This window comes from Ramlibacter pallidus (assembly GCF_015070875.1).
GTDB lineage: Bacteria > Pseudomonadota > Gammaproteobacteria > Burkholderiales > Burkholderiaceae_C > Ramlibacter > Ramlibacter pallidus.
This window is the reverse complement of the sequence record NZ_JADDIV010000002.1, coordinates 68,267-89,444: the sequence shown is the minus strand read 5'-3', so window position 1 is coordinate 89,444 and position 21,178 is coordinate 68,267. Positions and strand designations below refer to the sequence as shown.

Annotated in this window: 14 protein-coding genes, 2 tRNA genes and 3 rRNA genes; 8 read left to right on the top strand and 11 right to left on the bottom strand. The window is 65.7% G+C overall.

Annotated features, from left to right (window positions below):
- Positions 1-22 precede the first annotated feature (22 nt).
- Genes IM787_RS05275 through IM787_RS05235 form a run of 9 tightly spaced genes read right to left on the bottom strand, consistent with a single transcriptional unit; the run spans position 23 to position 7,248 of the window.
- Positions 23-694 carry a histidine phosphatase family protein gene (locus tag IM787_RS05275; RefSeq protein ID WP_193675606.1) on the bottom strand — a complete coding sequence of 224 codons (672 nt, stop codon included), beginning with the start codon at positions 692-694 and terminating at the stop codon, positions 23-25.
- Between the two features lie 49 nt (positions 695-743).
- Positions 744-1,721, bottom strand: coding sequence for a threonine dehydratase (locus tag IM787_RS05270; RefSeq protein WP_193675605.1), 978 nt, complete (start codon positions 1,719-1,721; stop codon positions 744-746).
- A complete protein-coding gene (locus IM787_RS05265) occupies positions 1,718-2,350 on the bottom strand; it encodes a LysE family translocator (RefSeq protein ID WP_193675604.1) in 633 nt (210 codons plus the stop codon). Before IM787_RS05265 ends, IM787_RS05270 begins: the two co-directional genes overlap by 4 nt.
- Positions 2,350-3,027 carry a VOC family protein gene (locus IM787_RS05260; RefSeq protein ID WP_193675603.1) on the bottom strand — a complete coding sequence of 226 codons (678 nt, stop codon included), beginning with the start codon at positions 3,025-3,027 and terminating at the stop codon, positions 2,350-2,352. Before IM787_RS05260 ends, IM787_RS05265 begins: the two co-directional genes overlap by 1 nt.
- 1 nt (position 3,028) lies before the next feature.
- Positions 3,029-3,895, bottom strand: coding sequence for a PhzF family phenazine biosynthesis protein (locus IM787_RS05255; RefSeq protein WP_193675602.1), 867 nt, complete (start codon positions 3,893-3,895; stop codon positions 3,029-3,031).
- A 2-nt stretch (positions 3,896-3,897) separates the two neighbouring features.
- Entirely contained in the window at positions 3,898-4,515 is a 618-nt protein-coding gene (locus IM787_RS05250; RefSeq protein WP_193675601.1) for a glutathione S-transferase family protein, read from the bottom strand.
- Positions 4,512-5,711 carry an aminotransferase-like domain-containing protein gene (locus tag IM787_RS05245; RefSeq protein WP_193675600.1) on the bottom strand — a complete coding sequence of 400 codons (1,200 nt, stop codon included), beginning with the start codon at positions 5,709-5,711 and terminating at the stop codon, positions 4,512-4,514. The genes IM787_RS05250 and IM787_RS05245 overlap by 4 nt, the downstream gene beginning before the upstream one ends.
- Positions 5,708-6,637 (bottom strand): DMT family transporter, encoded by a 930-nt coding sequence (locus IM787_RS05240; RefSeq protein ID WP_193675599.1) that lies wholly within the window; start codon positions 6,635-6,637, stop codon positions 5,708-5,710. The genes IM787_RS05245 and IM787_RS05240 overlap by 4 nt, the downstream gene beginning before the upstream one ends.
- Positions 6,634-7,248 carry a LysE family translocator gene (locus IM787_RS05235; RefSeq protein ID WP_193675598.1) on the bottom strand — a complete coding sequence of 205 codons (615 nt, stop codon included), beginning with the start codon at positions 7,246-7,248 and terminating at the stop codon, positions 6,634-6,636. Before IM787_RS05235 ends, IM787_RS05240 begins: the two co-directional genes overlap by 4 nt.
- A 124-nt stretch (positions 7,249-7,372) precedes the next feature.
- Here IM787_RS05235 and IM787_RS05230 point away from each other — a divergent pair, with 124 nt between their 5' ends.
- On the top strand, positions 7,373-8,809 hold the full coding sequence (locus tag IM787_RS05230; RefSeq protein WP_193675597.1) for an aminotransferase-like domain-containing protein: 1,437 nt from the start codon (positions 7,373-7,375) through the stop codon (positions 8,807-8,809).
- A 6-nt stretch (positions 8,810-8,815) separates the two neighbouring features.
- On the opposite strand, the gene IM787_RS05225 is transcribed toward IM787_RS05230, so the two are convergent.
- Entirely contained in the window at positions 8,816-10,543 is a 1,728-nt protein-coding gene (locus IM787_RS05225; protein ID WP_193675596.1) for a phospholipase D family protein, read from the bottom strand.
- Between the two features lie 83 nt (positions 10,544-10,626).
- On the bottom strand, positions 10,627-12,504 hold the full coding sequence (locus tag IM787_RS05220; protein WP_193675595.1) for an ATP-binding cassette domain-containing protein: 1,878 nt from the start codon (positions 12,502-12,504) through the stop codon (positions 10,627-10,629).
- A 119-nt stretch (positions 12,505-12,623) separates the two neighbouring features.
- On the opposite strand from IM787_RS05220, the gene IM787_RS05215 reads away from it, so the two are divergent.
- The 7 genes from IM787_RS05215 (at position 12,624) to rrf (ending at position 21,014) form a co-directional block, all read left to right on the top strand.
- Positions 12,624-13,076, top strand: a complete 453-nt coding sequence (locus IM787_RS05215; RefSeq protein WP_193675594.1) for a (2Fe-2S)-binding protein — start codon at positions 12,624-12,626, stop codon at positions 13,074-13,076.
- Between the two features lie 11 nt (positions 13,077-13,087).
- Positions 13,088-15,337 (top strand): xanthine dehydrogenase family protein molybdopterin-binding subunit, encoded by a 2,250-nt coding sequence (locus IM787_RS05210; protein ID WP_354004353.1) that lies wholly within the window; start codon positions 13,088-13,090, stop codon positions 15,335-15,337.
- 428 nt (positions 15,338-15,765) lie between these two features.
- Positions 15,766-17,296, top strand: a 16S ribosomal RNA gene (locus tag IM787_RS05205).
- Positions 17,297-17,389: 93 nt separating this feature from the next.
- Positions 17,390-17,466: transfer RNA gene (locus IM787_RS05200), tRNA-Ile, on the top strand.
- A gap of 21 nt (positions 17,467-17,487) precedes the next feature.
- Positions 17,488-17,563: transfer RNA gene (locus tag IM787_RS05195), tRNA-Ala, on the top strand.
- 325 nt (positions 17,564-17,888) lie between these two features.
- A 23S ribosomal RNA gene (locus IM787_RS05190) occupies positions 17,889-20,766 on the top strand.
- A 135-nt stretch (positions 20,767-20,901) separates the two neighbouring features.
- A 5S ribosomal RNA gene (rrf, locus tag IM787_RS05185) occupies positions 20,902-21,014 on the top strand.
- Together the 16S, 23S and 5S rRNA genes with 2 tRNA genes alongside form the textbook arrangement of a ribosomal RNA operon.
- Positions 21,015-21,178: the final 164 nt, after the last annotated feature.

Here is a 21,178-nt window from a genome sequence, read left to right as displayed (position 1 = left end):
TTAGCGAGCCCGCGCCGCGGGTTCAGGTGAAGGTGACCCAGTCCCGGTACTGCGCCGCGTCGAGGTGCGGGATGCCGTTGAACGTCAGCAGCATGTGGCGCTTGGGCGTGAACGCGAATTCGGTGATCGCCGTGTTGCGGATGCGCAGGTTCAGCTCGATCGTGGTCTCCGGCGGCGTGCGCAGCACATGGCCGACGGCGGTGGAGATCGGCCCCCCGCTGGTGACCACCAGCACGTTCTGCCCGTAGTGGTTCGCGCGCACGTGGTCGAGGGCACCCGACACGCCGGCCACGAACTGTGCATACGTCGGCATGCCCCGCGGACTGGTGGCCCCCGCCATCCACTGCGCCATCGCATCGCGCAGCAGGCGGAAGTGGTGGCGATACAGCTCGGGCGAGGTGGGCTTCTCCAGCTTGTCCGGGTGGACGGTGGCGATCAACGCCTCGCTGTCGTACTCGTTCAGCCCTTCCCAGGCGAGGTGCTCGCCGGCCCGGTTCATGCCCTGGAGGATGCCCTCGAGCGTCTGCTTGTGGCGGCGCAGCGTGCCGGCGATCAGGCCATCGAAGTGCACGCCGCGCCCGGCGAAGTACTCGCCCAGGCGCACGCTCTGCCGGTGGCCGAGCTCGCTCAGCTGGTCGTAGTCGGCCGCGCCGAAGGACGCTTGCCCGTGCCGCACGAGATAGAGGGTGCCCATGCGAGGATTCTGTCAAACGGGAGGGCCGCGGTGCGTCCCTCCCGCGACTTCACTCCGCGGACGCGCCGGAAAGAACGGCGGAGAACACCGCGGTGTCGACGTTGCCGCCGGTGAGGGCAAAGCCGACGGCGCGGCCGCCATGGCGGGCGCGGTCGTGCATCGCCGCGGCGAGCCCGGCGGCACCGGCACCTTCGGCCACGTTGTGCGTGTCCGCGAAGAGGATGCGCATGGCTTCGGCGACCTGGGCGTCGGTGACGGCGACGATGTCCTCGGCCTCGCGCAGCACGATCTCCAGTGCCTCGGGATCGGCGACGCGGCAGGCCATGCCATCGGCGAGCGCGGTGGTGACCGGTGCCTCCACGACGCGCCCGGCGCGGAAGGAGTCGAGGAAGGTGGTCGCGTGCGCCGAGACCACGCCGACCAGCCGGCTGCGCCGGCCGCTCAGGGCGCGCGCGGCGGCCGCCGCGCAGAACCCCGAGCCTTGCCCGATCGGCACGTAGACCACCGCCGGCTCCTCGCCCGGGGCGAAGCTCTCGAAGAACTCCAGCCAGTAAGTCATGACGCCCGCCACCAGGTCGCGGTGGTACGACGGCACCATGTGCAGCCCGCCTTCGGCCGCGAGCGCCTGCGCATGCTCGCGCGCCGCCTGGAAGTCGTCGCCATGTTCCACCAGCGTCACGCCCAGGGCGCGCATCGCCGCGTTCTTCTCCAGGGAGTTGCCATGCGGCACGACGATGGTGGCGGCCAGACCCGTGCGTCGCGCGCCCCAGCCGACCGACTGGCCGTGGTTGCCGCGGGTGGCGGCGGCGACGCCCCGCACGTGCGGCTCCCGGCGGGCCAGTGCCTGGAAATAGGTGATGCCGCCGCGCACCTTGAAGGCCCCGGCGGGCGTGTGGTTCTCGTGCTTGACCCACACCGGGAAGCCGAGGCGCTGGCGCAGCAGGGGCCAGGCGAACTGGGGCGTCGCCGGGACGAAGGCGCGCACCGCCGCCATCGCCTGTTCCGCTTCTTCTCGCGTGAAATTCATTTCTGCTCCGGCAGGGCCATGCGCACGGCCAGGGCGGCCAGCACGGTGCCCATCAGATAGCGCTGGGCCTTGAGCCATCCACGGCTGCGGGCGAGGAAGGCGGCGATGCGGGCGGCACCCAGCACCAGCAGGGTGTTGACCGTGCCGCTCACGACGATCTGGACCGCGCCCAGCTGCAGGCTTTGCAGCAGCACGCTCCCGCGTTCCGGATGCAGGAACTGGGGGAAGAAGGAGATGTAGAAGATCGCCACCTTCGGGTTGAGCAGGTTGGTGAGCAGGCCCATGCGGAACAGCCGCCCCGGCGCGTCCACCGGCAGCTGGCGTGCCTGGAAGGGCGTGCTGCCGCCGGGGCGCAGCGCGTCCCAGGCCAGCCACAGGAGGTAGGCGGCGCCCGCGATGCGCAGTGCGTCGAAGGCCACGGGCACGGCAGCAAGGAGCGCGCTGAGGCCGAGCGTGGCCGCGACCAGGTGGGCGACGAAGCCGACCAGCACCCCTGCGAGCGAGATGAGGCCGGCGGCGCGCCCCTGCGACAAAGCGCGCGAGACGCAATAGATCATGTTGGGCCCGGGCGTGAGCACCAGCACGAGAGCGGTCAGCGCGAACAGGGCGGTTTCTGCGAACGTCAGCATCAGGGGGCTCCGGATTCCAGCCGCACGCGGCCGCGCGGCGTGTCGAGGATGGCGCACAGGCCGGCGGCGCCCTGCTTGAGGCCGACGCCTTGCAGGTCCACCGCCTCGAAAGCCTGGCGAAGGCGGTCGGCCTCGGGATGGCTGGCGATCAGGCCCTGCAGGGTCACGCCGGATTCGGGCAGGGTGGCGGCCGGATGCGCCTGGCCCCACTCGATCAGCGTGGGCAAGGCGCCGGCGAAGAGGCGCTGGCCGTCCTCGCGGATCGTGATCTGCCACTGCAGCAGGCCGCGCGGGGTCTCGCGCGACGCCTCCACGACGTCGCCGCGGCGGATGCCGAGCGCCTCCCATGCCGCAACGGCCGCGCGCACGTCCGGTACGTTGGCCACGAAGTGCACGAGCCGGGGACCCTTGTGGCGCAGGGTGTCGCGCATCGCCTCATCGTCCAGGTCGAACCAGCGCTTTCCCTGCTTCGGGCTGCGGCCCGGCTGCGGCGCGATGATTTCGAAGTAGGCCCGCGGGTAGTCGACCGTCGCGACGCGCAGCAGGCGATTGTGCGTGCCCATGAAAGGGTGTTCTCCGCCGGGGCCCGGCGGCACGCCGAGGGTGGCCTCGCACCAGGCCGCCCCTTCGTCGAGGCTGGCCGCTGCCACCACCAGGTGATCGATGCGAGCGCTCATGTCACAACCTCACTTGTCCCTCGATGCAGGTGACGGACGCGCCGCCGATCCAGGTCTCGCCCTGCGCGTCCCGCTGCACGTGGACGCGGCCGGCACGACCCAGCGCCGTGCCCTGCGCGGCCACATAGGCCGAGGGCGCCTGGCCGGATCCGATCAGCCATTGGGCGAGCGCCGCGTTCAGGCTGCCCGTGACGGGATCTTCCGTCATGCCGTTGTTGCCGGGGAAGAAGGCGCGCACTTCGAAGGCGCAATCGTCGCCCTGCGGCCGCGAGCCGACGACGCCGACCTTGCCGCGCGGGCCGACCACGCCGACATCGAGGCCGGCCAGGATGGAGGCGTCCGGCTTCAGGGCGAGGACTTGCTCGGCCGAGCGCAGCATCACGCCGCGCCAGTTCGGGCCGTTGTCGCACCAGGCGTGGTCGACGATGTCGCCATGGGGGATGCCCAGCCCGCGGGCGATCAGGGCCACGTCCTCCTCGGGCAGCGCGCCGCCCTTGCGCAGCGGCGGGGCGGCGAAGGCCAGGCGTTCGCCGTCGCGGCGAATCCGGATCAGGCCCACGCCGCATTCCTGGACCACGTCTTCGCCGCCCGGCTTGCCGCCGGCCTGCAGCCACGCATGGCAGCTGCCCAGCGTGGGATGGCCCGCGAACGGCAGCTCGCGGCCCGGGCAGAAGATGCGCAGGCGGTAGTCGGCGCCGGCTTGCGTCGGCGGCAGCACGAAGGTGGCTTCGGAGAGGTTGGTCCAGTTGGTGAAGTCCTGCATCTCCTCGGTGGAGAGGCCGTCGCCATCGAGGACCACGGCCACGGGATTGCCGCGGTAGGGAACGGACGTGAAGACGTCGACTTGCTGGAAAGGACGCAGGCGCATGGTCAGCTCAGGGAAAGGTCGAGGACGCCGCGGGCGGCGGGAAGGTGGCGGACGCCGTCGTACCAGCGCCGCAGGTGCGGGTGCGGCGGGTGTTCGAGCGGCAGGCCCCACCAGCGGTGCATCTCGCAGGCGATCGGGATGTCCGCCATCGTGAGCGTGTCGCCCGCCAGGAAGGGGCGCTGCGCCAGGTGCGCGTCGAGCATCGCCAGCAGCGGCTCGGTCGCGGCGACCGAGGCGGCAATGGCCTCCGCGCTGCGACGCTCGGCCGGCGTGCGGATGCACTGGATGAAGGCCTCGCGGCCGGCGTTGTTCAGCGTCGTCTGCTGCCAGTCCATCCAGCGCTCCGCGTCGAAGCGCGGGCGCAGCTCGCGCGGATAGAGGGTGCCATCCCCGTGCTTCGCCGCGAGGTAGCGCACGATGACGTTCGACTCCCAGAGGGCGAAGTCGCCGTCTTCCAGCAGCGGCACGAGCGCGTTCGGGTTGCGCGACCGGTAGGCCTCGGTCTGCACGATGCCGAAGCCAGCGCCGGCGTCGATGCGCTCGAAGGACAGGTCCAGCAGCTGCGCGGCAAGGACGACCTTGCGCACGTTGATGGAGGACAGGCGGCCCCAGATCGTCACGGCCGGTGCCCCAGCTGCTCGCGGATGACGCCAGCGAGCGTTGCGATGCCGAAAGCGATCTGCTCCTGGCTGGCGGTCACGAACGACAGCCGCAGCGCGCGCGTGTCGGCCGGTCCGGCAAAGAAGGGCGCGCCGGGCACGAACGCCACGCCGCGTTCGACGGCGCGCGGCAGCAGGTCCACCGCATCCAGGCCTTCGGGCAAGCGCGCCCACAGGAACATGCCGCCGTCCGGCGCGTTCCAGCGCACGTCCAGGCCCTGCATCTCGCGCGTGAGCGCCGCCAGCATGGCGTCGCGCTGCGCCTTGTAGAGCGCGCGGATGGTGGGCACATGGCGATCGAGGAAGCCGTCGCGCATCACGTCCACGACCATGCGCTGGTTGAAGCTGGGGCTGTGCAGGTCCGCTGCCTGCTTGGCCTGCAAGAGCTTGGGCGCGATGGCCGGCGGCGCCACGAGAAAGCCCAGGCGCAGGCCGGGCGCGAGCACCTTGGAGAAGGATCCGAGATAGATGCTGCCTTCGGGGTTGCGCGCGGTCAGCGGCAGCGGCGGTGGCGCGTCGAACCACAGCTCGCCGTAGGGGTTGTCCTCCACGATCGGCAGCGACAGCTCGCGCGCGGCCTGCACCAGCGCCTGCCGCCGGGCCTCGCTCATGGTGCGGCCGGTGGGGTTCTGGAAGTTCGGCAGCACATAGAGGAAGCGGGCGCCCGCGCGCTGTGCGGCCAGTTCGGCCACGTCGATGCCTTCCGCATCGGCGCCGATGCCCACGAACTCGGGTTCCATCGGTGCGAAGGCCTGCAGCGCGCCGAGGTAGGTGGGCGTCTCGACCAGCACCTTGCTGCCGCTGTCGACCAGCACCTTCGCCACCAGGTCCAGGCCCTGCTGCGAGCCGGTGGTGATCAGCACCTGCGCGGGATCGACGTCCCAGGGCAGCATGCGCGCGACCTGCTCGCGCAACGGGGCAAAGCCTTCGCTCGCGGCGTATTGCAGGGCCGCTTCGCCATCTTCGCGCAGGACATTGGCACAAGCGTCGGCGAAGGCCGCCACCGGGAAGGTCCGTGCGGACGGGAGGCCACCGGCGAAGCTGATGATGCCCGGACGGTCGGTGACCTTGAGGATCTCGCGCAGCACCGACGGGTTCATGCGCTCGGCGCGGCGCGCCAGGGTCCAGGAGGTCGTCTGCAGGTCGTTCAGTTTCATCGTGGCTCCACGGCTGGGGAAAGGACGGGTGCGGTGGCCGGCGCGGTGCGCACCGGCATCTTCTTGCCGACGAACACGGTGGCGATGACGGCCACCGCGAAGGCGAGGGTGAGGGCGTCCAGTCGCTCCCCGAGGAGGGGCACGGCGAACAGCATGCTCAGGAAGGGCTGCACCAGTTGCACCTGGCTGACGCGCACCGTGCCGCCGAGGGCCAGGCCGCGGTACCAGGCGAAGAACCCGATCCACATGGAGAAGACCGCCACGTACGCGAAGCCGGCCCAGGCGCTTGCAGGCAGCGCCGTCCCCGGCGCGGTCCACCAGGCGAGCGGCAAGGTCAGCGGCAGCGCGATCACCAGCGCCCAGCAGATCACGTGCTCGGCACGCATGCGCTGCGACAGGCGGGCGCCCCAGGCATATCCCAGCGCGGCGCAGGCCATGGCGGCAAGCAGCAGGGCGTCGGCGACGTGCAGGCGCAGGCCGGCGCCCGAGCGGAGCAAGGCGTAGGCGACCACCAGCACGCTGCCGAGCGCCGCACAGATCCAGAACCCTCGCGAGGGCCGCTGGCGGTGCAGCAGCGCACCCACCAGCGCCGTGGCCAGCGGCAGCACGCCGACGATCACGCTGGCGTGCACCGCTTCGACGTGCCGCATGGCAACCGACGTGAACAGCGGGAAACCGAACACCACCCCGGCCGAGGTGATGGCGAGCGGCAGCCAGTCCTGGCGCCGCGGCCACGGTGCGCGCGTCGCGAGCAGGAACAGGATCGACAGCCCGGCGGCCACGACGGCCCGGCCGAGGGCGACGAACACGCCGGACATGAGCGGCGCGTCCGGCGTGCCCACCGCCAGGCGCGTCATCGGCAGCGTGAGCGCGAAGATGGCGACGCCCACGAAACCGAGCCACAGCCCCTTGCGTTCGGCCTTCATACGCCCACCATCCACACGGCCGTGCCGACCAGCACCAGCGCGAGCAGCCGGTTGAACCAGAGCAGGCGCCGCCCTTGCGCCAGCCAGCCGCGCAGCATCGAGCCGATCAGCGCATAGGCGAAGTTGCTGGTGAAGGCGAAGGCGAACATCAGGGCGCACACGATCGCCAGGCGCTCGCCCGGGTTGCTGGCCGGCTGGCCGACCGCGTTGACCACCCAGCCGGCACTGAGAGTCAGCGCGAGCATCCAGGCCTTGATGTTCACGAACTGCAGGCCCACGCCCTGCCAGAACGTCACCCGCAGCCGGCGCTCGTCGACCTGGGCGAGCTGCCCGGCGCGCGCCAGTTTCCACGCGAGCCAAAGCATGTAGCCCACGCCGGCCACCTTCACGCCCCAGCGCAGCGCCGGCACCCCGAGGATCAGCGCGCCCAGGCCGAGGCCGCACGCGACCATCATCACCGTCCACCCCATCGGCACGGCCAGGCAGAAGCGCAGCGCGCGGCGCAGGCCGCCGTTCGCCGCCAGCGCGGTGGAGAGCGTGGTGTTCGGCCCGGGCGAGAAGCTCATGGCGGTGCAGAACAGCAGCAGGGCGGTGAGTTCGGCGGGGCTCATGGAGGGCTGGGTTGCAGCGGCATGCAGTCCAATGTAATCTTGCGCATCAATACACCACCAGTACAGATTGCCAGTTCACCGGGTGATCTGTACTGGCCGAAATGTCAATACACGGACGTCCGCCATGCTGATGAAGGCCTCTTCGCAGTCGCTCACCGAACAACTCGCGGGACGCTTCTCCGAACGCATCCGCAACCGGCTGTTGGCACCGGGCGCGCGGCTGCCTTCCGTGCGGCAATGCGCGGAGCAGCATGGCGTGAGCCCGACGACGGTGGTCGCGGCGTACGACCAGCTGCTGGCGCAGGGATTGGTGGAGGCGCGGAAGAACCGCGGCTTCTTCGTGCGCGAAGCGGGTGTGGCGCGCGGCGAGGAGCCGCCGCAGTCCGAGGCGCCCACGGGCTGGAGCGCGGGCCACTGGATGGTGGCGCGGCGGGGCCCCGCTCCGGTGAACGCCACCTCGCTGATCCGCGGCATGTTCCACAAGATCAGCAACAAGCCGCAGCCTGGCATGGGCGTGTTCCCTCCGGACTGGCTGGAGTCCACCTTCATGCCGGCCGCCGTTCGCAAGGTGACCAGCACGCGGGCGCTGCACGACTTCTCGCTGCAGTACGGCGAGCCGCTGGGCGACAGCGGCCTGCGTCGCGCGCTGTCGCACAAGCTGGCGGCGCTCGACGTCCAGGCCGCGCCGGACCAGATCATCACCTCGGTGGGCGCAACCCATGCGCTCGACATCGTGAGCCGCACGCTGCTGCGTCCGGGCGATCCGGTGATGGTGGAAGAGCCGGGCTGGGCGGTGGAGTTCGCGCGGCTGAATGCCCTGGGCATGCACCTGCTGCCGGTGCCGCGGCGCGCCGACGGCCCGGACTTGGAGGTGATGGCGCGTTACTGCGCGGTGCACAAGCCCAAGCTGTACGTCAGCGTGAGCGTGTTCCACAACCCGACCAGCTACTGCCTCTCGCCGGGCAGCGCGCACCGGCTGCTGCAGCTGGCGAACCAGCATGACTTCCACATCGTCGAGGACGACACCTACAGCCACATCGCGCCGCCGCATGCCACGCGGCTCACGGCGCTGGACGGCCTGCAGCGCACCATCTATGTCGGCGGCTTCGCGAAGATCCTGGCGCCGAACTGGCGCATCGGCTTCCTCGCGGCGCCCGCGCGCCTGGTCGAGGACCTGCTGGACACCAAGCTGCTCGGCACGCTCACCACACCGGCGCTGCTGGAAAAGGCCTTGGCGATCTGCATCGAACAGGGACAGTTGCGCCGCCACTGCGAACGGATCCGCACGCGCCTCGACGCCGCCCGCAGCCGCAGCGTGAAGCTGGCGCTGAACGCCGGGTGCCGGTTCGCGGCCGAACCGGCCGGCCTGTTCGGCTGGGTCGACACGGGCGTGGACACCGACGCACTGGCCCAGCGCATGCTGGACGAGGGCTACCTGCTCGCCCCCGGTGCGCTGTTCCATGCGGAGCGCACGCCGAGCACGCTGATGCGCATCAACTTCGCCACCACGCAGGACGCGGCGTTTTGGAAGAAGTACGCGGAGCTGGTGAAGAAGGTCTGACGCCGGCTACAGCATTTCGTCGGGCGCGAACGGCCCGATCACTCGCACCAGCAACTTGAGCTTAGTGCTTGCGCCAGGCTCGCCGTCCTCATCGCCGAAGCCCGCGCCGCGCGGCGCCCTCCAGAAGAGCTTGCCGTCCTTCTGTTCGAGGCGGTAGGCGGCGGAGGAGAGGGTCGCCTCGATCTGGCGCGTGGCCTCCAGCGCCAGCGGGGCGCTGCGGATCAGGAGCGCGACCTCGCTGTTCTGGATCTGCGAGCGCAGGTCGAGGTTCATGGACCCGATCACCGAAAGGCGCTGGTCGATGATGACGGCCTTGGAGTGCAGGCTGGCGCGCGAGCCCGCCAGGTCGCCCTTCGAACCGCCGGGACCGCTGCCCAGCAAGCCACCGCCGCTGCTGCGTGACCGCCCTCCGCTGGAGCCCAGGAGTTCGGCCGCCGTTTCGGGATCGGAGCGCATCTCGTGCATTTCGATCCCCAGGTCCAGCAGGCGTTGGCGGTAGCGGGCATAGCCGGCGTGGGCCGCGGGGGCATCGTTGGAGGCCAGCGAGTTGGTGAGCACGCGCACGCGCACGCCGCGTTGGCGCAGCTGCTCGTAGACAGCCATCATGCGCGGGCCCGGCACGAAGTACGGCGAAATGATCAGGACTTCGCGCTGCGCCTGCAGCATCAGGTTCATCAGGCCGTCGATGACGGTTTCGCCCGCGTCGACTTCATCGTCGCCCGGACCGACCTTGCCCGGCTCGTCCACGAGCAGGGTCGACGGCGCCCAGTACAGCTTCACGGCGCGCAGATCCATGGCCGGACGCTCGGCCTGCTGTGCCTCGCCGGTCGTGACGGAGGGCAGCACGGTGGGGGAAACGGAGATCGGGAGCACGGGTCGCGCCTGCGCGGCGGGCAGCGGCACTGCCGCGCCCGGTGCCTGTGCCGGCGGCTTCGGTTTGCTGAGCGCGTCGAGTTCCTCGCGATCGAGCAGCGTTTGCACGGGGTAGGCGAGCTTGTCGTTCCAGAAGCGGTCGAAGCTGCGCGACATGTCGCGCACGATGCGTCCCGCCGCCAGGACGTCGAGGTCGACGAAGTTCTGTTTCTCCCCGCTGCCGAAGTAGCGGTCGCCCAGATTGCGGCCGCCCGTGATGCCCCAGGCGTTGTCGGCGATGAACAGCTTGTTGTGCATGCGCTTCTGCATGCGGTTGACGTCGTGCAGCGAGGTCATCACCCGGGCCAGCACGCTGTTGCGCGGACCGGGCAGCGGGTTGAACAGGCGCACCTCGATGTTGGGCTCGAACGCCAGGCGCAGCACCTGTGCGTCTTCGCCGACCGAATTGAAGTCGTCCAGCAGGATGCGCACGCGCACGCCGCGGCGGGCGGCCTCGCGGATCTTCCCGAGCAGCACCTCGGTGCTTGCGTCCGCGTGAATTGCGTAGTACTGCAGGTCGAGGCTGCGCCGGGCACCGTCCACGAGCGCAATGCGGCTGGTCAGGGCGATCTCGACGCTGTCGAGGAGTGCGAAGGCCGAGTCGCTGCGCGTGCCCGCCTGCGCACGGCGTTGCTCCACCAGTTGCCCCAGCGGGGTCTGGTCCGGCTGCGCGAAGGCCGTGGACGGCGTGCGGTTCTCGTTGGCCGGAAGGCTGGCGCAGCCGCCGGCGCAGGCCAGCATCCACGCGACGAGCAGCCACCGTGCCGCGCTGGTCCATGGCGACAGGGAGCGGGGAAGGGCGGTGGCAAGGCAGGGCTGCATCGTGCAGCGACTGTAGCGGCGGGCCCCGCGCGATGGGTCCCGCGCAAGGTCAGCAATGGCCGCCAACGGGTGCCGGTGGCCGCCTACAGCTGGCCTAGGGTCTCCCAGCGCTCCAGCGCGTTCATGAGTTCGTCCTCGATCTCACCGCTGCGCGTGGCGAGTTGCGCGGCCCGCGCCGGGTCGTCGCGATAGACGGTGCCGGCTGCAAGCTCCGCCTGGATGGCCTTCTGCTCCTGCTCGAGGCCTTCGATCCGTGCCGGCAAGGCCTCGAGTTCTCGCTGTTCCTTGAAACTGAGCTTGCGCCGTGCGGGGGCGGGAGGGACAGCGGCCGCAGTGGGTGCGGCAATCGCTTCCTCCCGCGCCTTGGGGGCCAGCGCAACCGGGGCGGTCAGGGCCTTGGCCCGCCGGGACTGCGTGAGCCAGTCCTCCACGCCGCCTTCGTACTCCCGCCAGAGCCCGTCGCCTTCGAAGGCGATCGTGCTGGTCACGACGTTGTCCAGGAAGGTGCGGTCGTGGCTGACGAGGAACACGGTGCCCTCGTAGTCCTGCAGCAGTTCCTCCAGCAGTTCCAGCGTGTCGATGTCGAGGTCGTTGGTGGGTTCGTCGAGGACCAGCACGTTGGCGGGGCGCGCGAACAGGCGGGCGAGCAGGAGCCGGTTGCGCTCGCCGCCGGAGAGGGAGCGCACCGGCGAACCGGAGCGCGCGGGAGAGAACAGGAAGTCGCCGAGGTAGCTCTTGACGTGCTTGCGCTGGCGGCCGATCTCGATCCACTCGCTGCCGGGGCTGATGAAGTCCTCCAGCGTGGCGTCCGGGTCGAGCGCCGTGCGCATCTGGTCGAAGTAGGCGACCTGCAGGTTGCTGCCGAGGCGCACGCGCCCGCTGTCCGGCGCCAGTTCGCCCAGGATCATCTTCAGCAGCGTCGTCTTGCCGGCGCCGTTGGGGCCGATGAGGCCCACCTTGTCGCCGCGCAGGATGGTGGCGGTGAAGTCCCGGACCACCTGCTTGTCGCCGTACGACTTGGAGACTTTCGTGAGCTCCGCCACGATCTTGCCCGTCGGCTGGCCGGTGGCCACGTCCATGCTGACGCGGCCGAGCACGTCCCGGCGGGCCGCGCGGCGTGCGCGCAGTTGTTCGAGGCGCGTGATCCGCCCCTGCGCACGGGTGCGCCGCGCCTCCACGCCCTTGCGCACCCACACCTCTTCCTGCGCCAGCAGCTTGTCCGCCTTGGCCGCGATCACGGCCTCCTGCGCCAGTTGTTCCTGCTTGAGGGTCTGGTATTGCGTGAAGTTGCCCGGATAGGAGAGCAGCCGGCCCCGATCGAGTTCCACGATGCGTGTGGCCACGCGGTCGAGGAAGGTGCGGTCGTGGGTGATCAGCACCACGCTGCCACGGAAGTCGAGCAGCAGGTTTTCCAGCCATTCGATGGAGTCGAGGTCCAGGTGGTTGGTCGGTTCGTCGAGCAACAGGACGTCCGGCCGGCGCACGAGCGCCTGCGCCAGGGCGACGCGCTTGCGGTTGCCGCCGGACAGGGCGCCGATCCGCGCCTCCGGATCCAGGTGGAGACGATGCAGCGTCTCATCGACACGCTGGCGCCAGTTCCAGCCGTCCTGTGCCTCGATGCGGCCCTGGAGGGTGTCGAGATCGCCCTGGCCGTGCGTGTAGGCCTCGATCCAGGCAACCACGTCGGCGAGCCCGGCCTGCACCGCATCGAAGACCGTTGCATCGTCCGCCAGCTGGGGCTCCTGGGCGACGAAGGCGACGTGCAGGCCCTGCTGCCGCTGGATTTCGCCGTCGTCGGGCCGCTCGAAGCCGGCCAGGATGCGCAGCAAGGAGGATTTGCCGGCGCCGTTGCGCCCGATGAGCCCGACGCGTTCGCCGCTCTCGAGAGAGAAGTCGGCGTGGTCCAGCAAAGCCACGTGCCCGAAGGCGAGCTGGGCATCGGCGAGCGTGATGAGGGCCATGTCGTCAGTCAGAAAAGCGATCGAGCGTAGCACCGGCGCCGCACATCCCGCTTCCGCGGTGTCTTGTCGCAGGGTGCTTGGCTATAGTGGGTGGGACACGAACGGGGAGGAGGGGTTCCGTGGACCTGAACATCAACGGCGCGCGCGTGCAGGTGGATGCCGACCCGGCGATGCCATTGCTCTGGGTGTTGCGGGACCTTCTGGAGCTGACCGGCACCAAGTTCGGTTGCGGGGTCGCCGCGTGCGGAGCTTGCACCGTGCGCGTGGACGGACAGGCGGTGCGTTCCTGCGTGACGCCGGCCGCCAGCGTGGCCGGCAGGAACGTGCAGACCATCGAGGGCTTGGGGACGCCGGGCAAGCCGCATCCGCTCCAGGCTGCGTGGATCGCCGAACAGGTGCCGCAGTGCGGCTATTGCCAGAGCGGGATGCTGATGGCTGCGGCCGCCCTGCTGGAACGGAAGCCCAAGCCGACCGATGCGGACATCGACGCGGCCATGACGAACATCTGCCGTTGCGGCACGTATCAACGGGTCCGCGCGGCCATCAAGCGCGCTGCCGGGGCCAAGGCGTGAGACGCCGGGGGTTGTTGCTCGGCGCGACGGCGGGCACGGGCGCCCTCCTGATCGGGTGGACGGCCCTGCCGCAGCGCTCGCGCGTCGGCCTGGCGAGCCTGATGAAGCCCGGCGAGCGCGACATCGCGCTGAACGGCTGGATCAAGATCCTTCCGGACGGAAGCGTGGTGCTTGCGATGCCGCGCAGCGAGATGGGGCAGGGGGTGCACACGGCGTTGCCGCAGCTTGCGGCAGAAGAACTGGACGTCCCGCTGACTGCGGTGCGGATCGAACAGGCGGGCTGGGACGCCGTCTACGGCAACGTTGCCATGCTGGTGAGCGGCTTGCCCTTCCATCCCCGGGAGGAGGAGCGCGAGGATGGCTTCGGCCGCGCCAAGGCGGGACGCTGGGTCGTATCCAAGGTCGCGCGCGAGCTGGGCATCAACGCCACCGGAGGATCCTCCAGCATCGCGGACGCATGGGACGTGGTGCGCGTAGCCGCGGCCACCGCGCGCGCCTCACTGGTCGGGGCTGCGTCGCTGCAATGGAGGTTGCCGGTCGAGGAATTGCGCACAACGGAGGGCGTGGTGTCGCACCCGTCCGGCCGTTCGGCCACCTACGGGGAACTGGCGAAGGCCGCATCGGCCACGCCGCCCGGCACCGTGCAGCTGAAGGAGCGCAAGGACTGGCGCGTGATCGGACGTCCTGCACCTCGCCTGGACGTGCCGCAGAAGGTGGACGGCAGCGCGCGGTTCGGCATCGACGTGCGATTGCCGGGCCTGCGCTACGCCGTGTTGCGGATGGCGCCGGCACTGGGCGGGGCGCCGGGCCGCATCGACGCCACGGCAGCCATGGCGATGCCCGGGGTCGAGCGGCTCGTGCAGCTGCCGGCCTACGCAGGGTCCACCGCCGGGTTCGCCGTCGTGGCCCGGAGTTACTGGCAGGCTCTCCAGGCAGTCCAGGCCGTTCGCGTGGACTGGAGCCGTCCAGCCGGTGCGCCAATGGATTCGCAGGAAATCCTGCGCCACCTGGAAGCGGCCGTGCGCTCGGAAGAGGGTTACACGTTCCACCGTGAAGGCGATCCCGAGCAGGTTGCCGGCGGGGGGCGGACGATCGAGGCTTGGTACTCGGCGCCCTACCTGGCGCATGCGACGCTCGAGCCCATGAACGCCACCGCCCGGGTCCGTGACGGCAGGGTGGAGGTGTGGGCCCCGACGCAGGTGCCGCAGATGTGCCGCAATGTCGCAGCACGCGTGGCGGGCGTACCCGTTGACCACGTGGAGGTCCATGTCACCCTGCTCGGCGGCGGTTTCGGCCGGCGGCTCGAAGTGGACTATGTAGCGCAGGCAGTCCGCGTCGCCATGGACATGGGCGGCGTTCCCGTGCAGCTGATCTGGCCACGAGAGGAGGACGCCACGCATGACTTCTATCGCCCTGCGCAAGTCGCACGCCTGCGGGCGGTGGTTGGCCAGGGTGGGGAGGCGGCGGCGTTGCACATCAAGTCGGCAGGGGATGCGATCTCTCCCCGCTGGATGGAGCGGGGGCTCTCGCTTTCCGGGCCCGTCGATCTGCCGGACAAGACCGCGTCGGAGGGGCTCTTCGACCAGCCCTATGGCTTCGAGCACCAGCGCATCGAGCACGTGTTCATGCGCAGCGGGGTACCGGTCGGCTTCTGGCGCTCGGTCGGCCATTCGCACAACGCGTTCTTCATGGAGTGCTTCATCGATGAACTGGCGGCGGACCTGCGGCAGGACCCCGTGGCCTTCCGGCGCACGCTGCTGCGCAGATCGCGCCGCCACCGTGCAGTTCTGGACACCGTCGTGGAACGTTCCGGTTGGGGCGTGCGTCCGCTTCCGCCGGGGAGAGCCCGAGGCCTGGCCCTGCACGAATCGTTCGGCTCCGTGGTCGCGCAGGTGGCCGAGGTGTCGCTGGAAGGCGGCCGACCGCGCGTGCATCAGGTGGTGTGCGCGATCGACTGCGGCACCGTTATCAATCCGGAGATCGTGGCGCAGCAGATGGAAGGCTCCGTCGTCTATGCACTGGCGGCTGCGCTGCACGGGAGGACGGACATCAGGGGCAGCGTAGTGCAGCAGCGGAACTTTCCCGATCAGGCCGTGCTCACACTGGCCGCCGCGCCGCATGTGGAGACGTGGATCGTGCCGAGCGAACGGCCACCGAGCGGGGTTGGCGAACCCGGCGTACCGCCCCTTGCTCCCGCCGTGGCCAATGCGCTCTTTGCCTTGACGGGCGTCCGGCAAAGGTCGTTACCTTTCGCCAGCTAGCGTAGGGGTTTTCCCCGTGCTATAGTCGAGGGCTTCGCTGATGACGGGCCGCGCAAGCGGGACCGGCAGAGGCGAAGTAAAGGCGAAGGCCTGGTTCGACGGACGATGAAAAGTCGGTATAGAATCTAGGGCTTCGCTGGTGACGGCGGCGAGATGCGGCGAAAGCGCGGATCGCAACCGGAGCAGCAAAAACAGCTGGACAGGGCTTCAAAAATTCTGTCATAATCGAGGGCTTCGCTGATCGCAGCGGGGTTGGCAAGACAAGAGGGTGAAAGCCTGAAGATCTTGCGGTGATCGTTAACAACATACAGCCGATAAGCGTGGGCGTTTGATGGCGAACTGCCAAGTTCTTCGGAACAAATCAAACGCTCATATGAAGAAAAGAAGTGAAGTTCACTTCGATTCCTATTGAGCAAATTTTCAAGATCGAACTATAGAGTTTGATCCTGGCTCAGATTGAACGCTGGCGGAATGCTTTACACATGCAAGTCGAACGGCAGCACGGGGGCAACCCTGGTGGCGAGTGGCGAACGGGTGAGTAATACATCGGAACGTGCCCAGTCGTGGGGGATAACTACGCGAAAGCGTAGCTAATACCGCATACGAACTCTGGTTGAAAGCGGGGGATCGCAAGACCTCGCGCGATTGGAGCGGCCGATGGCAGATTAGGTAGTTGGTGGGGTAAAGGCCTACCAAGCCGACGATCTGTAGCTGGTCTGAGAGGACGACCAGCCACACTGGGACTGAGACACGGCCCAGACTCCTACGGGAGGCAGCAGTGGGGAATTTTGGACAATGGGCGCAAGCCTGATCCAGCCATTCCGCGTGCAGGATGAAGGCCCTCGGGTTGTAAACTGCTTTTGTACGGAACGAAAAGCGCTGAGTTAATACCTCGGCGTCATGACGGTACCGTAAGAATAAGCACCGGCTAACTACGTGCCAGCAGCCGCGGTAATACGTAGGGTGCAAGCGTTAATCGGAATTACTGGGCGTAAAGCGTGCGCAGGCGGTGATGTAAGACAGGTGTGAAATCCCCGGGCTTAACCTGGGAACTGCATTTGTGACTGCATCGCTGGAGTGCGGCAGAGGGGGATGGAATTCCGCGTGTAGCAGTGAAATGCGTAGATATGCGGAGGAACACCGATGGCGAAGGCAATCCCCTGGGCCTGCACTGACGCTCATGCACGAAAGCGTGGGGAGCAAACAGGATTAGATACCCTGGTAGTCCACGCCCTAAACGATGTCAACTGGTTGTTGGGTCTTCACTGACTCAGTAACGAAGCTAACGCGTGAAGTTGACCGCCTGGGGAGTACGGCCGCAAGGTTGAAACTCAAAGGAATTGACGGGGACCCGCACAAGCGGTGGATGATGTGGTTTAATTCGATGCAACGCGAAAAACCTTACCTACCCTTGACATGTCTGGAATCTCGCAGAGATGTGAGAGTGCCCGAAAGGGAGCCAGAACACAGGTGCTGCATGGCTGTCGTCAGCTCGTGTCGTGAGATGTTGGGTTAAGTCCCGCAACGAGCGCAACCCTTGTCATTAGTTGCTACGAAAGGGCACTCTAATGAGACTGCCGGTGACAAACCGGAGGAAGGTGGGGATGACGTCAAGTCCTCATGGCCCTTATGGGTAGGGCTACACACGTCATACAATGGCTGGTACAGAGGGTTGCCAACCCGCGAGGGGGAGCTAATCCCATAAAACCAGTCGTAGTCCGGATCGTAGTCTGCAACTCGACTGCGTGAAGTCGGAATCGCTAGTAATCGCGGATCAGCATGTCGCGGTGAATACGTTCCCGGGTCTTGTACACACCGCCCGTCACACCATGGGAGCGGGTTCTGCCAGAAGTAGTTAGCCTAACCGCAAGGAGGGCGATTACCACGGCAGGGTTCGTGACTGGGGTGAAGTCGTAACAAGGTAGCCGTATCGGAAGGTGCGGCTGGATCACCTCCTTTCTGGAAACACAGCAGTTTCAAGTCGAACGCTCACACTTATCGGTTGTTGGAAGATGTCGCCAGCGACGTCATTGCTCGTCAAGCGACCGGCCTGGGTCTGTAGCTCAGTTGGTTAGAGCACCGTCTTGATAAGGCGGGGGTCGTTGGTTCGAGACCAACCAGACCCACCATCTCCACGCGGTTCCAATCCTGGGGGATTAGCTCAGCTGGGAGAGCACCTGCTTTGCAAGCAGGGGGTCGTCGGTTCGATCCCGTCATCCTCCACCAAACACCATCGGTACCTCGCAGGTTTGCGGGGATCCACTCAACACCAAAGCGGCTTGGCTGCAAGCCAGGCTGCTTTGTTGTTGACTCGGGCATCTGCTCGAATCAATCGGCTGTTCTTTAACAATTCATAGAGTCGAAATCAGCGTTGTTAGCGGAAACTGCTTCATGGCAGACCGTGCCGCTAACGACAATTTTTTTGATTGCGTCAACCAGACTTCAATTTCGAGTCAAATCGAAAGTATGAAGACGGCATAACGCGCGAGGTGAGAGACCTCGCGATTCCTTGATTGACTTGGAAATCTCGTGAGAGATGTCAAAGTTATAGGGTCAAGTGAATAAGAGCATGTGGTGGATGCCTTGGCGATTACAGGCGACGAAGGACGTGATAGCCTGCGATAAGCTTCGGGGAGCTGGCAAATAAGCTTTGATCCGGAGATTTCCGAATGGGGAAACCCACCCTTAGGGGTATCGCATGATGAATACATAGTCATGCGAGGCGAACCGGGTGAACTGAAACATCTCAGTAGCTCGAGGAAAAGACATCAACCGAGATTCCGAAAGTAGTGGCGAGCGAAATCGGAAGAGCCTGCTAGTGATAGCGCAGAACTTAGCGGAAGAACCTGGAAAGGTGCGCTACAGAGGGTGATAGCCCCGTACGCGAAAAGATCTGTGTGGTACTAAGCTAGCGAAAAGTAGGGCGGGACACGAGAAATCCTGTCTGAAGATGGGGGGACCATCCTCCAAGGCTAAATACTCGTAATCGACCGATAGTGAACTAGTACCGTGAGGGAAAGGCGAAAAGAACCCCGGGAGGGGAGTGAAATAGATCCTGAAACCGCATGCTTACAAAAAGTAGGAGCCCGCAAGGGTGACTGCGTACCTTTTGTATAATGGGTCAGCGACTTACATTCAGTGGCAAGGTTAACCGAATAGGGTAGCCGCAGGGAAACCGAGTCCGAACAGGGCGTCCAGTCGCTGGGTGTAGACCCGAAACCAAGTGATCTATCCATGGCCAGGATGAAGGTGCCGTAACAGGTACTGGAGGTCCGAACCGACTAGTGTTGCAAAACTAGCGGATGAGCTGTGGATAGGGGTGAAAGGCTAAACAAACTTGGAAATAGCTGGTTCTCTCCGAAAACTATTTAGGTAGTGCCTCAAGTATTACCATCGGGGGTAGAGCACTGTTTTGGCTAGGGGGTCATGGCGACTTACCAAACCAAGGCAAACTCCGAATACCGATGAGTACAGCTTGGGAGACAGAGCACCGGGTGCTAACGTCCGGACTCAAGAGGGAAACAACCCAGACCGCCAGCTAAGGTCCCTAAAATTGGCTAAGTGGGAAACGAAGTGGGAAGGCTAAAACAGTCAGGATGTTGGCTTAGAAGCAGCCATCATTTAAAGAAAGCGTAATAGCTCACTGATCGAGTCGTCCTGCGCGGAAGATGTAACGGGGCTAAGCCAGTTACCGAAGCTGCGGATTTGCACGCAAGTGCAAGTGGTAGGAGAGCGTTCTGTAAGCCTGTGAAGGTGTCTCGAGAGGGATGCTGGAGGTATCAGAAGTGCGAATGCTGACATGAGTAGCGTTAAAGCGGGTGAAAAGCCCGCTCGCCGTAAGCGCAAGGTTTTCTACGCAACGTTCATCGGCGTAGAGTGAGTCGGCCCCTAAGGCGAGGCAGAGATGCGTAGCTGATGGGAAACAGGTCAATATTCCTGTACCGATTGCAAGTGCGATGTGGGGACGGAGAAGGTTAACTCAGCCGGGTGTTGGATGTCCCGGTTCAAGCCTGTAGTCGTGCTTGGTAGGTAAATCCGCCGGGCTTAGATGAGAGGTGACAACGAGGAGGCTTGCCTCCGAAGTGAGTGATACCCTGCTTCCAGGAAAAGCCACTAAGCTTCAGCTTGCAACGACCGTACCGCAAACCGACACTGGTGCGCGAGATGAGTATTCTCAGGCGCTTGAGAGAACTCGGGAGAAGGAACTCGGCAAATTGACACCGTAACTTCGGAAGAAGGTGTGCCCTTAGTAGGTGAAGTCCCTCGCGGATGGAGCCCAATGGGGTTGCAAAAAATCGGTGGCTGCGACTGTTTAATAAAAACACAGCACTCTGCAAACACGAAAGTGGACGTATAGGGTGTGACGCCTGCCCGGTGCTGGAAGATTAAGTGATGGGGTGCAAGCTCTTGATCGAAGTCCCAGTAAACGGCGGCCGTAACTATAACGGTCCTAAGGTAGCGAAATTCCTTGTCGGGTAAGTTCCGACCTGCACGAATGGCGTAACGATGGCCACACTGTCTCCTCCCGAGACTCAGCGAAGTTGAAATGTTTGTGATGATGCAATCTCCCCGCGGAAAGACGGAAAGACCCCATGAACCTTTACTGTAGCTTTGTATTGGACTTTGAACGGATCTGTGTAGGATAGGTGGGAGGCTTTGAAGCCGGGTCGCTAGATCTGGTGGAGCCAACGTTGAAATACCACCCTGGTGCGTTTGAGGTTCTAACCTAGGCCCGTTATCCGGGCCGGGGACAGTGCATGGTAGGCAGTTTGACTGGGGCGGTCTCCTCCCAAAGCGTAACGGAGGAGTTCGAAGGTACGCTAGTTACGGTCGGACATCGTGACGATAGTGCAATGGCATAAGCGTGCTTAACTGCGAGACTGACAAGTCGAGCAGATGCGAAAGCAGGACATAGTGATCCGGTGGTTCTGTATGGAAGGGCCATCGCTCAACGGATAAAAGGTACTCTGGGGATAACAGGCTGATACCGCCCAAGAGTTCATATCGACGGCGGTGTTTGGCACCTCGATGTCGGCTCATCTCATCCTGGGGCTGTAGCCGGTCCCAAGGGTATGGCTGTTCGCCATTTAAAGAGGTACGTGAGCTGGGTTTAAAACGTCGTGAGACAGTTTGGTCCCTATCTTCCGTGGGCGCTGCAGATTTGAGGAAGCCTGCTCCTAGTACGAGAGGACCGGAGTGGACGCACCTCTGGTGTACCTGTTGTCACGCCAGTGGCATTGCAGGGTAGCTAAGTGCGGAAGAGATAACCGCTGAAAGCATCTAAGCGGGAAACTCGTTTCAAGATGAGATCTGCCGGGGCCTCGAGCCCCCTGAAGAGTCGTTCTAGACCAGGACGTTGATAGGCTGGGTGTGGAAGACGTGCAAGCGTTTAAGCTAACCAGTACTAATTGCTCGTGCGGCTTGACCCTATAACTTTGATCAACCGATCAAGGTGTTATGCCAGGGTTGAACGCAATCAAGATAAGCGCAGCCGAAAGGCCGCCAGCTGATAAGACTCTATGAATTGGTCTTGCTGCCTCACCGCAGCAGGGCAAAAAGTTATGCCTGATGACCATAGCGAGGTGGTCCCACTCCTTCCCATCCCGAACAGGACAGTGAAACGCCTCTGCGCCGATGATAGTGCGGGTTCCCGTGTGAAAGTAGGACATCGTCAGGCTGTTATAGCGAGGCGCCCCGTCTACGGACGGGGCGTTCTCATCAGTGCTCCTGAACCGAGTGTTGATGAGAGCGCCGAAAGGGTGCTACAATGTGAGTCTTCGCTGACAACGGGGGTCGACGCCAAGTGCGCGGTCTTCAAAGTGAGTGAAAACCACAGGTGTT

Coding starts and splice junctions, on each gene's coding strand:
- IM787_RS05275 (WP_193675606.1), bottom strand. CDS start 694: ATGGGCACCCTCTATCTCGTGCGGCACGGGCAAGCGTCCTTCGGCGCG.
- IM787_RS05270 (WP_193675605.1), bottom strand. CDS start 1,721: ATGAATTTCACGCGAGAAGAAGCGGAACAGGCGATGGCGGCGGTGCGC.
- IM787_RS05265 (WP_193675604.1), bottom strand. CDS start 2,350: ATGCTGACGTTCGCAGAAACCGCCCTGTTCGCGCTGACCGCTCTCGTG.
- IM787_RS05260 (WP_193675603.1), bottom strand. CDS start 3,027: ATGAGCGCTCGCATCGATCACCTGGTGGTGGCAGCGGCCAGCCTCGAC.
- IM787_RS05255 (WP_193675602.1), bottom strand. CDS start 3,895: ATGCGCCTGCGTCCTTTCCAGCAAGTCGACGTCTTCACGTCCGTTCCC.
- IM787_RS05245 (WP_193675600.1), bottom strand. CDS start 5,711: ATGAAACTGAACGACCTGCAGACGACCTCCTGGACCCTGGCGCGCCGC.
- IM787_RS05240 (WP_193675599.1), bottom strand. CDS start 6,637: ATGAAGGCCGAACGCAAGGGGCTGTGGCTCGGTTTCGTGGGCGTCGCC.
- IM787_RS05235 (WP_193675598.1), bottom strand. CDS start 7,248: ATGAGCCCCGCCGAACTCACCGCCCTGCTGCTGTTCTGCACCGCCATG.
- IM787_RS05230 (WP_193675597.1), top strand. CDS start 7,373: ATGCTGATGAAGGCCTCTTCGCAGTCGCTCACCGAACAACTCGCGGGA.
- IM787_RS05225 (WP_193675596.1), bottom strand. CDS start 10,543: ATGCAGCCCTGCCTTGCCACCGCCCTTCCCCGCTCCCTGTCGCCATGG.
- IM787_RS05220 (WP_193675595.1), bottom strand. CDS start 12,504: ATGGCCCTCATCACGCTCGCCGATGCCCAGCTCGCCTTCGGGCACGTG.